Raw genomic sequence first — 12,875 nt, forward strand, 5'->3', positions numbered from 1 at the left:
GCGCGAATGGGCGATAATCGCAGGGGAATGTCCCCTGCGGCCGCCATGTCCAACTTCCGTCTGACTCCCAACGCGCTGGGGCACAAGCTCAAGCTGCACCAACTCCAGATCTTCGAGCGGGTGCTCGAGCGCCGGTCGCTGTCGCGCGCGGCCAATGAACTGAACCTGACGCAGCCCAGCGTCACCAAGGCCATCTACGAGCTGGAGAAGTTCGTGGGCGCGCCGCTGTTCGAGCGGTCCAACCGCGGCGTGGTCCCGACCGAGCTGGCGCATCTCCTGGGCCGGCGGGTTAAGACGCTGATGGCCGAGCTGCGCTACATGACGGACGAACTCAATGCCGCGCTGACGGGGGAAAGCGGGCACGTCATCGTCGGCACCCTGATCGCCGCGTCGGCCAAGCTGCTGCCCGAGGCGATCTCGATGCTGATGCGGGAGCACCCGGGCATCCGCGTCACCGTCTCCGAAGGCCCCTCGTCGCAGCTCTTCCCCGCCCTGGCCACGGGCGACCTCGACATCGTGGTGGGACGCCTGCCCGAGCGCGACATCGCGCTGGGCTATGCCTATCCGCTCACCCACCACACGCTGTACGAAGAAAAACTGCATGCCGTCGTCGGCGCCCATCACCCGCTGGCGCACGCGGAAAACCTGGAACTGGGCCAGTTGATGGATCTGCCCTGGATCCTGCCCTCCGCCGAATCGCCGCTGCGCTCCGCGGTGGAGCAGACCTTCCACCGCACCGGGCTGGGCATCCCGCCCCGCCACATTGAATCCCTGTCGCTGCTGACCAACCTGGGCATCCTGCTGCGCGGCGAGGCCATCGCCCTGATGCCGCAGGACGCCGCCGCGCAGTTTCTGGACCACGGACTGCTCAAGCTCCTGCCGCTGGCCGAATTCGGCCTGTTCGGACGCGTGGGCTACTCGGTGCGGGCGAATCGGCAGCTCACGCCCGCCAGCCAGCACCTGATCGAATACCTGCATCGCATCTGCGACCTGCGCCGGACCGGGGCCCAGGCGGACTGAAGCGGCGGATCCCGCGCCACGATATCGAACGGATATCAATCGCTTCCAATTTTGTATTGGCCAGGCGCGCGAGCCCTGCGCAGAATCTCCCTCACCCAGATCCTCACGAAGGAGTCCTCATGCGAGCGCCGATCACGTTTGCCCTGGCTGCATCCATCCTCTTCGTCTGCCCGGCCCAGGCAGTCTCCACCGCGCCGCCCTTTCCCGCCAAGCCGATCACCATCGTCGTTCCCCTGACCGCGGGCGGCCCGGTCGACATCCTGGCCCGGCTGGTGGCCGAAAAGATGGCGGCGGAATTCAAGCAACCGGTCATCGTCGAGAACAGACCGGGGGGCGGCGGCAACATCGGCGCAGAACAGGTTGCACGCGCCCGTCCCGATGGCTACACCATCCTGTGCGCAACGGACACGCCCATGACCGTCAACCCGTTCATCTACAAACGCTTGACGTTTTCCGCCGCACGCGACCTGACACCGGTATCGCTGGCGGCCACCTTCGCCCAGATGCTGGTGGTGAATCCCGCCATGCCGGCAACCACGCTGGAGCAGTTCATGGCGCTGGCCAGGCAGCGGCCCGTGACGTTCGCATCCGGCGGCAACGGCAGCCCCGGCCACCTGACCGGCATGTATTTCGCGGACAAGTCGGGCATCCCGCTCACCCATGTTCCGTACAAGGGCAACTCGCAGGCCGTGGGCGATCTGCTGGGCGGCCAGGTCGACGCCGGCTTCCTGGCGACACCGGGCGTCCTGCCTCACATCAAGGCGGGCAAGCTGAAAGCCATTGCCGTCTCCAGCGCCAACCGCTCGCCGCTGTCGCCCGCTACGCCCACGTTCTCCGAGGCCGGCCTGCCGGGCTTCGAAGCCATGTTCGCGATGCTGTACATGGCGCCGGCCGGCACACCGCCCGAGGTGATCGATACCCTGAACCGCGCCATCGACCGGGCACTGCGGGCCGACGACGTGCGGGCCAGGCTCTCGGCCCTGGACATCGCGCCCGGCGGAGGCTCGCCCGCGCAGGCCGGCGCCTATCTGGCACGCTACCGTGCGCTCTGGGGCGGCATGGCGGCGAAACTGGATCTGCAGGTCGACTGACCGGCCACGCGGCCCTCAGGCGGGCAACATCCCGAGAAACGCTTCCAGCACACGGGAATTGTTGTCCACCCGCCAGGCCGCGGAAATCTCCATGACCCCGGGCTCGGCGCACGGGATGAACAGCAGTTGGTCCTGCCATCCCGCCACGCAACAGGCAGGCGCCAACGCCACGCCCGTGCCCGCGGCCACGAGCGAAAGCATCACCGGAATCTGCGCGGCTTCGCGGATGTGTTCCGGCACGTAGCCGGCGCCGTGGCACAGCTCCAGCACCTGGTCGTAATAACCGCGCGCCGGATACCGCGACAGCGTGATGAGCGTCTCGCCGTCCAGGTCGCGCAGCGCCAGGCGACGGCGACGCGCCAGCCGGTGGCCGTTCGGCAGCGCGATCTCCATGGGATCCTCCCGCAAGGTGCGCAACTGCAGTTCGCTGCCATCGACCCTGAGCGGCCCCCAGCGCCCCGGCACGTCGACCAGCGCCACGTCCAGCGCGCCATTGGCCACCGCATGCGTCTGCTCGGCCGAGGACATCTGGCGCAGATCCAGCTCCACTCCCGGATAGCCCTCGCGAAACCGGCCCAGGAAGGGCGTGATGAGCGGCAGCATGGCCGCGCTCATGAAACCGATGGCCAGCCTGCCCTGGGCGCCCCGCGCGAGGCGCTGGGCTTCATCCACCGCCTGCTCGACGGCCTTCAGGATGACACGCGCCCGTATTAGGAAAGCCTCCCCCGCCTCGGTCAGCGTCACCTTGCGGAACCGCCGGTCGAACAGATCGAAGCCCAGCCTGGCTTCCAGCACCTGGATCTGCTGGCTCAGGGGCGGCTGGGAAATGTGCAGGCGTTCCGCGGCCTTGCTGAAATGCCTTTCCTCTGCCACGGCGACGAAGTAGCGCAGGTGCCGGAACTCCATACCATATCCATTCGATATCAAAACCGATGAAATATATATTAGATATCTGGAACGACCGGGGCAACAATGGCTTTCACCAATACCCTCGGCGTTGCCACCATGAAAACCGCGTTCACGATTCGCCAGTTGGAAGACCCCGGGATCGCCGAGGCGGACCGCATCCTCCAGGACTGCGTGCACTACGGTTTCTGTGTCTCCGTCTGTCCGACTTACGTCCTGACGCGGGACGAGAACGAATCCCCCCGAGGCCGCATCGACCTGATCAAGGAGATGCTCGAATCGGACCAGCCGCCCCGGCCCGCCACCGTCAGGCACATCGACGGATGCCTGTCCTGCCTGTCGTGCATGTCCACCTGCGCAGCCAGCGTGGACTACGCGCACCTGGTGGACACCGCGCGCAGCCACATCGAGGAACACTACCGCCGCCCCCTGGCCGACCGGCTCATGCGCGGCCTGGTGGCGGCGGTCATTCCGCGCCCCGCCCTCATGCGGCTCGCGCTCCGGGCCGCCCGCCTTGCCGGACCCATCGCACCGCTGCTGCCCGGACGGCTGCGGGGCATGGTCGAGCTTGCCCCAGCCCGCCGCGCCGCGGCGCCAGCCATCCCCACGGGTCGGTTGCTGCCCGCCGAAGGCCAGGCGCGGCGGCGGGTGGCGCTCATTCCCGGTTGCGCGCAACAGGCCCTGGCGCCTCACCTGAACGAAGCGAGCATCCGCCTGCTGCGCCGGCATGGCTGCGACGTCGTGGTTCCCGCCATGTCATGCTGCGGCGCCCTGACCTTGCACATGGGCAAGACCGGGCCCGCCCGCCGCGCGGCCGCCCAGACCCTGTCCACACTGGGCCGCCTCCAGCGCGAATTCGACCTGGACGCAATCATCGTCAACGCCTCGGGCTGCGGCACGACCATGAAGGATTACGCGCACCTGATGGCCGGCGAGCCGCAGGCCGATGAGGCCGCCGCCATCGGAGGGCGAGTCCGGGACATCACCGAGGTCCTGCTGGACCTGGGCCTGAATCCTCCGGTGCGCCGCACCGGCTTGCGGGTCGCTTATCACGACGCATGCTCGCTGCAGCATGGGCAGAAGGTGGTCCAGCCGCCGCGCCAATTGCTCCGACAGGCCGGATTCGAGGTGCTCGACATTCCGGAGCGCCATTTCTGCTGCGGCTCGGCCGGCACCTACAACATGCTGCAACCGGACACCGCCGCCGAACTGGGCCGCCGCAAGGCCGGCCATATCGCCAGCACGGGCGCGCACGTGGCCTGCGCCGGCAACCTGGGCTGCCTCGAGCAGTTGCAGCGGCATGCCTCTTTGCCGCTGCTCCACACCGTGGAACTGCTGGACTGGGCCACCGGGGGTCCCGTCCCAGCCTCCCTGGAAACCCTTGGTGCCATCCCGCCCGCGGCCGCCCCCGAGGCGACCGAGGCCAACATGGCGACGGCCGACGAAGACACGCTGTGGTGACCGTCGCCACGACGCCCCCTACCCGTTTCGACCCAGACGGAATCCGACGATGACCGACTCCCTGACCGATTTCCTTTCCGCGATGCACGACCTGCTGGGCCCCGACTGGGTGAACACGGCACCCGACACGCTGTATCGCTACGGAGAGAACACCCTGCCCGGCGGCAACCGTCCGCCCGCCGCGGTGCTCTATCCTTCCTCGACGGCCGAGGTCCAGGCCATCGTCAAGGCCGCCAACCGCCACGGCGTCGCCCTCCACCCCATCAGCTCGGGCAACAACATCGGCCTGGGTACCCGCTCGGCCATGCAGGCGGGCCAGGTCGTCGTCGATCTCGGACGCCGCATGAATCGCATCCTGGAGGTCAACGACACGCTCTGCTATGCCGAGATCGAGCCGGGCGTGTCCTACCAGGCGCTCCATGACGAACTCGTGCGGCGGGGCAATCACCTGATGAGCGATTGCACCTCGGGCCCGCCCCAGGGCTCCGTACTCGGCAACGCCATGGACCGCGGCGCGGGCTACACCCCGTCCTTCGATCATTTCGGCGCCATTTGCGGCATGGAGATCGTGCTGGGCAACGGCGAGGTCATCCGCACCGGCGACGGCGGCATGGACAGCAGCCGGATGTGGCATGTCTCCAAATATTCGTTCGGCCCCGCGCTGGACGGCCTGTTCGTGCAATCGAACTTCGGCATCGTGACGCGGGCGGGCATCTGGCTGCAGATGCGCCCTCCCGCCATGAAGACTTTCCACTTCAGCTTTCCCGACGACGCCGACCTGGGCGACATCCTGGACCTGGTGCGGCCGCTGAAACTGACCAATCTCGTCCCCAGCCTGTTCCGGGTCGCCAATGACCTGTGGCTGATCGCCGAACACGAAACCCATCCGGAATATGCCCGGACCCAGGGCAGGACCGCGCTGTCGGACAGCGCGCGCCGCGAGCTCCAGGCACGGCACGGGCTGGGCGCCTGGGTTGCCTCCGGCGCGGTCTACGGCGCCTCGGCCCAGGCGCTCGACCCCGTCGTCGACAGGATACGCAGGCATTTCTGCAAATCCGGCCGGGCACGCTACATCAGCGACGAGGAGGCGGACGCGCTACCCGGCCTGTCGACGGCGAAATCGGTGTTCTACGGCATCCCGTCTTCGCAGGAACTCAGGCAGTGCAAATGGCGTCCGGGAGGCGGGCTGACCACCTTCACGCCCGGCACGCCGCTCGTCGGCGAACAAGCCCTGCGCCTGCAGGACCTGGCCCGCGCCATCCTGGCCCGCCACGGCCTGGAGTACATCTCGATGTGGGTATGCGCGGCGCGCTTCGCCCGCGGCCTGCACCAGATCGTCTTCAACCGCGAGAACCCCGAGGAACGTCAACGAGCGGACGACGCCTACCTGGAGCTGGCCCGCTCGTTCGCCGAGGCCGGCTACTCCGTGGGACGCTCGCCCATCGACTACCAGGCCCTGCATTTCGGCCAGTTGTCGCCCGAGGTACGCGCTCTCCAGGCCGGCATCAAGGATCTGTTCGATCCGCGCCACGTCCTTTCCCCCGCCCGCTACGGCCTGTCCTGAAGGGAAATCCATGCAACCCAATTTCGTCTTCCTGATCGCCGACCAGTTGCGCGCCGACCACCTGGGCGCCTACGGCAACACGGTCGTCCGCACCCCGCACATCGACACGCTGGCGCGCGGCGGAACGCGGTGGGACGCCTGCTACGTCGCTTCTCCCATCTGCATGCCCAACCGGGCCAGCCTGATGACCGGGCGCATGCCCCTGACCCATGGCGTCCGCCACAACGGGATCCCGCTCGACATGCGCGCCGCGACCTTCGTCGACGCGCTGCGACGCGCCGGCTACGCCACCGCGATGATAGGCAAGTCGCACCTGCAGAACATGACCGGCCGCCCGGCGTTCTATCCGCCCCCCGAAGCGCGATTCGAACGCGAGGCATTCGAGCCCGGCGACGGACGCTATGACCAGGAATGGATGCCGTCCTGGCGCGACGACCCGGCCCAGGACACGGCCCTGCCCTTCTACGGTTTCGACCACGTCGACCTGACCATCGAGCACGGCGACGACATATGGGGCCACTATCGCCGCTGGGCCCGCGAACAACGCTCCGACATCGACGCGCTGATCGGCCCGGAACATGCCGAGCCGGCGCCCGGCTACGCCCTGGCGGACTGCGGCCAGGCCTGGCGCACACGGGTCCCGGAAGACCTGTACTCGACCGCCTATATCGCCCGGCGGGCCGAGGAGCGCCTGGGCGAGTTCGCCCGCGCAGGCCGCCCGTTCTTCCTGAAATGCTCCTTTCCCGACCCGCACCACCCGTTCACGCCGCCGGGGCGCTACTGGTCCATGTACGACCCGGACGACATGCCCCTGCCTGCCTCCTTCGCGCCGCACGACGCGCCTCCGCCCCACCTGGCCTGGCTGCTCGCCCGGCGCGACGAAGGCGCCGCGGTCAAGCACACCCAGGTGATGTTCGGCTGCACCGAGCGCGAGGCGCGAGAGGCGATCGCGCTCAACTACGGCTCGATCTCCTTCATCGACGACGCCATCGGCCGCATTCTCGGCGCGCTCCGGGCCCATGGGCTGGAGCGCGATACCGTGGTCGTCCTGACCGCCGACCATGGCGACTACATGGGCGACCACCAGCTCCTGCTCAAGGGCCCCCTGCACTATGAAGGCCTGATCCGGGTGCCGCTCCTCTGGTGCGACCCGGCCGGATCCGGCACGGCCACGCGGACCGAACTCGCCAGCACCGTGGACCTGGCACCGACGATACTCGCCCGCGCCGGCGTCCCCGCCTACCACGGCATGCAGGGCCGGTCCCTGCTGCCGCTGCTTCAAGGCGAGCGGCCGGACTGGCGCGACGCGCTGCTGATCGAGGAAGAAGGCCAGCGCACCTATTGCGGCTTTCCCGACCGGATACGCATGCGCACGCTGATCTCGCCGCCCTACCGGCTGAGCGTGTACGAAGGCGTGGGCTGGGCCGAACTCTACGACCGCGGCCGCGACCCGCACGAAATGCGCAATTGCTGGAACGACCCGGCCTACGCCGACATCCGGACCGGATTGCTGCACCGGCTCGCCCAGGAAATGATCGCGTGTTCGGAGACCAGCCCTTACCCCTCGGCCGTGGCCTGAACCGCCTGGCGCCTCGTCCATCGCCATGGCGGGCCGGCTCGCCATAGCCATTCCGCATACCCCCGTCGGTACTTTCTATTTCGCCCCGCCTCGCATCTCACATAGACTGCCGGTCAGGATCGGAATTCTCTGGCTCGCGCAAGCCGCGCAGCACCCACAAGCCAGCCGCCATCGACGGCCCCGGCCGATGTCGCCGGGCTCGGCCATGGCGCGCTCACCGAAGACAGGACGAGAGCACCATGTACAAATACGGTCTTCCGCTCAATTTCCAGAAATGGATAGACGACAACGCCCACCTGCTCAAGCCCCCGGTCGGCAACCAGCAGATCTGGCAGGACTCCGATTTCATCGTCACCGTGGTCGGCGGCCCCAACCACCGCACCGACTACCATGACGACCCGCTGGAAGAATTCTTCTACCAGATCCGCGGCAATGCCTACCTGAAACTCTGGGTGGAAGGCAAGGAAGAGCGCGTGGACCTGAAGGAAGGCGACATCTTCCTCTTGCCTCCGCACCTGCGCCACTCTCCCCAGCGCCCCGAGACCGGCAGTGCCTGTCTCGTCATCGAACGCCAGCGCCCCGAAGGCCTGCTGGACGGCTTCGAGTGGTACTGCCTGCATTGCGGACACCTGGTGCACCGCGTCGAGGTCCAGCTCAAGAGCATCGTGACCGACCTGCCGCCGCTGTTCGAGGCTTTCTACGCCAGCGAAGACAAGCGCCGCTGCCCCTCGTGCGGCACGGTGCATCCCGGCAAGCACATCCCGGGCACCGCATGACGGCAAGGTTCGACTTCGGCGGGGTCGAACTCACCCGCATCGTCGAGGCCGAAGGCCCGCTGCTTCGACCCGCCGAGATCTTCCCCGATTCGACCCCCGAGGCCATCCAGGCCAACCTGGACTGGCTGGCCCCGCGGTTCTACGACCCGGCCTCCGACCGGCTGGTCATCTCCATCCAGTCCTTCCTGCTGAAAAGCCGCGGCCGCCTGATCCTGGTGGACACCTGCGTGGGCGACTGCAAGGCGCGGGTACGCCCCGACTTCGACCGGCAGCACTGGGGCTGGCTGGATCGCCTGCAAGCGACCGGCGTGCGCCCCGAGGACATCGACATCGTCGTCTCCACCCACCTGCACGTCGACCACGTCGGCTGGCACACGCGGCTGGTCGGCGGCGCATGGGTGCCCACCTTCCCCAACGCGCGCTATCTCTTCACCCACGAGGAATGGGCCTATTGGAAGGAGCACGAGGGCCACTCGGGGCTCGTGCGCACCGGCGACTACGTGGGCGACTCGGTCCTGCCCGTGTTCGAAGCCGGCCTGGCCGACCTGGTCGACATGGACCACCGCATCGACGAAGCCATCCGCCTCGTTCCCGCGCCCGGGCACACGCCCGGCCACGTGGCCGTCGAGATCCAGGGCGAGCACCAGCGCGTCCTGCTGACCGGCGATGCCTTCCACCACCCGCTGCAGTGCTGCTACCCCCAGTGGAGCACGCGCTTCTGCGCCGACCCCGACCACGCCCGCCGCACCCGGCAATCGCTGCTGGAAGCCTGCGCCCGCGACGGCACGCTGGTCCTGCCAGCCCACTTCCCCGCCCCCACCGCCGGCCACATCCGCCGCGCGGCACCGGAAGACGAACACGAATTTCGTTTCGAATTCCAAAAATTACTTTAAACTTAAAACGTAAGTCCAAGGAACCGCCCATGACTTTGCAGCGCCCGGTCCCGGCCCTGGTGGCCAGCCTTTGCCTCGCGTTCGGCGTCACCGCCGCCGCGCACGCCGACATCAAGATCGGCTTCCTGGCCACGATGTCCGGACCCGGCGGCACGCTGGGCCAGGACCAGTACGACGGTTTCATGCTGGGCGTGGAAGCCGCCGGCGGCAAACTGGGCGGGCAGGCAGTCAAGATCATCCAGGAAGACGACCAGCTCAAGCCCGAGGTGGGCCGCCAGGCCGCCAAGAAGCTGATCGAGCGCGACCGCGTGCAGCTCATCACCGGCCTGAGCTTCTCGAACGTGCTGATGGCGGTCTATCGCGACGTCATCAACAGCGGCACCTTCCTGCTGGTGAACAACGCCGGCCCCAGCCAGATCGCCGGTTCGATGTGCTCGCCGCTGTATTTCTCCACGTCCTGGCAGAACGACCAGCAGCACGAGGCCATGGGCAAGTACGCCCAGCAGAAAGGCTACAAGCGCGTCGCCCTGATGGCGCCGAACTACCAGGCCGGCCGCGAGGCGCTGACGGGCTTCAAGCGCTACTTCAAGGGCGAAGTCCTGAGCGAGACCTACACCCAGGTCAACCAGCCCGACTACTCGGTGGAAATCACCCAGCTGCGCACCGCCAGCCCCGATGCCGTCTTCATCTTCTATCCCGGCGGCATGGGCGTGAACTTCGTCAAGCAATACCACCAGGCCGGCCTGCTGGGCAAGGTGCCGCTGCTGTCGGGGTCGACGGTGGACGGCACGACCCTGCCGGCGCTGCAGGACCTGGCCCTGGGCGTGATGTCGGGCGGACCGTGGTCGCCCGACCTGCCCAATGCGGCCAACCGCAGCTTCGTCGAGCAGTTCCGCAAGAAATACGGGCGCATCCCCTCGCACTACGCGGCCTATGGCTACGACTCCGCGCAGGCCCTGAATGCCGCGCTCAAGGCCACCGGCGGCCGCCTGGACGACAAGAAAGCCTTCGAACAGGCAATGGTCAAGGCGAATTTCCCCTCAGTGCGGGGCAACTTCAAATTTAACAATAATCACTTCCCCGTATCGAACTACTACGCATTCGAAGTGGTGCGCGACCCCGCGGGCGGCGTGACGCTGGCCACGCGGGAAACCGTGTTCCCGGACCACCAGGACCCCTACCATGGGGAATGCAAGCTGAAATAACCGTCCGGCACCGGCGTCGCGCCGCCGACCGCAGTATCCCGGGGGCCGGGCATCCGGCCTCATCCACCCCGCAGGCAAGCCAGGAGTCCGCATGAAAACCGCCAAACTGATAGCCATCGCATCGATACTGCAAGCGGCCTTCGCCGCCCCCTCCTTCGCCGCCGTCAAGATCGGCTTCGTCTCCACGCTGTCCGGTCCGGGTTCGGTGCTGGGGCAGGACCAGTACGACGGCTTCATGCTGGCCGTGGAACAGGGCCAGGGCAAGCTGGGCGGGGTCGACGTCCAGGTCCTGAAGGAAGACGACCAGATGAAGCCCGAGGTCGGCCTGCAGGTCGTGCGCCAGTTGCTCGAGCGCGAGAAGGTCCCCCTCATCACCGGCCTGATCTACTCGAACGTCATGATGGCGGTCCACCGTCCCATCACCAGCGCGGAGGTCTTCCTGGTCGGCTCGAACGCCGGCCCCACCCCGATCACGGGCAAGGGCTGCTCGCCCTACTTCTTCTCCACCTCGTGGAACAACGACCAGTTGCACGAGGCCGGCGGCGAGCTCGCCAACAAGATGGGCATCAAGAAGATCCAGTTGCTGGCCGCCAACTACCAGGCCGGCAAGGACGCCATGGAAGGGTTCAAGCGAACCTTCAAGGGCCAGGTGGTGGGCGAGACCTTCACCCAGGTCAACCAGCCCGACTACTCGGTCGAGATCTCCGCCCTGGCCTCCAGCAAGCCCGAGGCCATCTACACCTTCTATCCGGGCAGCATGGGCGTGAACTTCGTCAAGCAGTACCGGCAGGCCGGCATGTTCGACAAGGTCCGCATGCTGTCGACCTCGACCATCGACGGCTCCACCCTGCCCGCCCTGCAGGACGCCGCGCTGGGCGCGGTCACGGCCGCTCCGTATTCGCCCGACCTCGACAATCCGGCCAACAAGAAATTCGCCGAGGCCTTCCGCAAGAAGTACAACCGCGAACCCTCGATGTATGCGGCGCAATCCTACGACGCCGCCAGCCTGATCGCCTCGGCCCTGGCCAAGACCAAGGGCAATGTGTCCGACAAGGCCGCGTTCCGCGCGGCGCTGCGGGAAGCCAAGTTCGATTCCGTGCGCGGCTCCTTCGCGTTCAACACCAACCAGTTCCCGATCGCGCCGTTCTACCGGGTCGACGTGGCCAAGGACGCCAACGGCAAGCCGGCGTTCGTGACCAAGGGGGTGATCTACGAGCACAGCAAGGACTCGTATGCGGGCGAATGCCAGATGAAGTGACGTGTGAATGGGGGCCTCAGGGGCCCCATTCATGAGCATGTCCGCGTGCCGGCAATGCGAATGGCCGATTGAGCTATCATGCGCGGGCAAGCTTCGACTTCCGGCACCGTGCAGACTTCCTCCATTCCTCGGGAAAACACCGCGTTATTGACATCTCTGGCCATCGGCGATTCGCTGCTGCTGATGATCGTCGCCCAGAACCTGAGACGGCACGGGATTGCGGTCACGGTCTTCGGGCCACATATCCACCGGCTACGCGCCTGGTTTCCCGGTTTCGATATTCGCGAAGAGTTGCCTGGTGATGCAGCGGAATGCCCGGCGGAATTCCGGACCGTCATCCAATTGCACGAACCGGGCACGGATGCGCCGCAGCGGCGCATCGTGGCGCTGGAAAATCTACGCAGGCTGAAGGTACCGGCCTCGCTGGCCCAAAGGCTGGCCAACTTCAGCCGTGATTCGTTGGGCCTGCCCCAGGCTGACAAATACAACGGCCTTGTCCCGCCTCCCGGACTCGTCTACCGCAAGCATGCCTCCCGTGTCGCCATCCATCCCATGGCCAGCACTCCCGACAAGCGCTGGCTGGCGTCCCGCTTCGTCGCTCTGGCCGTTCGGCTCAAGCGCCGGGGCCTGGACCCGCAATTCATCGTAGGTCCCTCCGAGCGGCCGCAGTGGGAGCACGTCCAGGAACTGGGTATAGGCCTGCCCCGGCTTGGCGCGCTGGAGAATGTCACCGCCTGGCTGTTCGAGTCGGGATGGTTCATCGGCAACGATTCCGGCATCGGCCACCTGGCCTCGAATCTGCATGTTCCTGCGTTGTCGCTGTTCATGCGCCGGGGAAGCGCCCGGACATGGCGCCCCGACTGGGGCCCCGGTCGCATTCTGATCGGCAGCGACGGCATTCCCATGGGCAAGCTCAAAGAAAAGCTCTGGAAATACGCGCTGACGTCAGGACGAGTGGAGCGTGCCTTCAACCAGTTGCAGTCGCAGGTTTCCGCGAAACAGACCGATCTCCCCTGGGACAAGGCCCAAGAAAACACGGCCCGGCCCAGCGGAAACGCGACTCGCGCCATCATGCCCCCAGCCAGGTTCCTGCCGGCTCCGGCCGACGATACGGAATCCTGA

11 protein-coding genes are annotated in these 12,875 nt (G+C 67.0%); 10 read left to right on the forward strand and 1 reads right to left on the reverse strand.

Annotated features, from left to right (window positions below):
* Nucleotides 1-45 precede the first annotated feature (45 nt).
* Together N5K27_RS19875 and N5K27_RS19880 are read left to right on the forward strand one after the other, a co-directional pair.
* Nucleotides 46-1,020, forward strand: coding sequence for a LysR substrate-binding domain-containing protein (locus N5K27_RS19875; RefSeq protein WP_279818303.1), 975 nt, complete (start codon nucleotides 46-48; stop codon nucleotides 1,018-1,020).
* A gap of 119 nt (nucleotides 1,021-1,139) precedes the next feature.
* The gene (locus tag N5K27_RS19880; protein ID WP_279818304.1) at nucleotides 1,140-2,111 is read left to right on the forward strand and encodes a tripartite tricarboxylate transporter substrate binding protein; all 972 of its coding nucleotides are present in this window, start codon (nucleotides 1,140-1,142) and stop codon (nucleotides 2,109-2,111) included.
* A 15-nt stretch (nucleotides 2,112-2,126) separates the two neighbouring features.
* On the opposite strand, the gene N5K27_RS19885 is transcribed toward N5K27_RS19880, so the two are convergent.
* A complete protein-coding gene (locus N5K27_RS19885; RefSeq protein WP_087840761.1) occupies nucleotides 2,127-3,017 on the reverse strand; it encodes a LysR substrate-binding domain-containing protein in 891 nt (296 codons plus the stop codon).
* Between the two features lie 99 nt (nucleotides 3,018-3,116).
* Here N5K27_RS19885 and glcF point away from each other — a divergent pair, with 99 nt between their 5' ends.
* From glcF to N5K27_RS19925, 8 genes are all read left to right on the forward strand, one after another.
* A complete protein-coding gene (gene glcF / locus N5K27_RS19890; protein WP_087840861.1) occupies nucleotides 3,117-4,478 on the forward strand; it encodes a glycolate oxidase subunit GlcF in 1,362 nt (453 codons plus the stop codon).
* 49 nt (nucleotides 4,479-4,527) lie between these two features.
* Nucleotides 4,528-6,042 carry an FAD-binding oxidoreductase gene (locus N5K27_RS19895; RefSeq protein ID WP_087840762.1) on the forward strand — a complete coding sequence of 505 codons (1,515 nt, stop codon included), beginning with the start codon at nucleotides 4,528-4,530 and terminating at the stop codon, nucleotides 6,040-6,042.
* Nucleotides 6,043-6,052: 10 nt separating this feature from the next.
* On the forward strand, nucleotides 6,053-7,621 hold the full coding sequence (locus tag N5K27_RS19900) for a sulfatase-like hydrolase/transferase (protein WP_087840763.1): 1,569 nt from the start codon (nucleotides 6,053-6,055) through the stop codon (nucleotides 7,619-7,621).
* A gap of 239 nt (nucleotides 7,622-7,860) precedes the next feature.
* Nucleotides 7,861-8,397 carry a 3-hydroxyanthranilate 3,4-dioxygenase gene (locus tag N5K27_RS19905; protein WP_124690483.1) on the forward strand — a complete coding sequence of 179 codons (537 nt, stop codon included), beginning with the start codon at nucleotides 7,861-7,863 and terminating at the stop codon, nucleotides 8,395-8,397.
* Nucleotides 8,394-9,290, forward strand: a complete 897-nt coding sequence (locus N5K27_RS19910) for an MBL fold metallo-hydrolase (RefSeq protein ID WP_087840765.1) — start codon at nucleotides 8,394-8,396, stop codon at nucleotides 9,288-9,290. The genes N5K27_RS19905 and N5K27_RS19910 overlap by 4 nt, the downstream gene beginning before the upstream one ends.
* A 29-nt stretch (nucleotides 9,291-9,319) precedes the next feature.
* A complete protein-coding gene (locus tag N5K27_RS19915; protein WP_087782232.1) occupies nucleotides 9,320-10,495 on the forward strand; it encodes an ABC transporter substrate-binding protein in 1,176 nt (391 codons plus the stop codon).
* Nucleotides 10,496-10,586: 91 nt separating this feature from the next.
* Nucleotides 10,587-11,753: an ABC transporter substrate-binding protein gene (locus N5K27_RS19920; RefSeq protein WP_087782233.1), complete on the forward strand. Its 1,167-nt coding sequence runs from the start codon at nucleotides 10,587-10,589 to the stop codon at nucleotides 11,751-11,753.
* Nucleotides 11,754-11,831: 78 nt separating this feature from the next.
* A complete protein-coding gene (locus N5K27_RS19925) occupies nucleotides 11,832-12,875 on the forward strand; it encodes a glycosyltransferase family 9 protein (RefSeq protein ID WP_279818305.1) in 1,044 nt (347 codons plus the stop codon).

The organism is Pigmentiphaga sp. GD03639 (genome assembly GCF_029845405.1).
GTDB classification, from domain to species: Bacteria; Pseudomonadota; Gammaproteobacteria; order Burkholderiales; family Burkholderiaceae_B; genus Pigmentiphaga; species Pigmentiphaga daeguensis.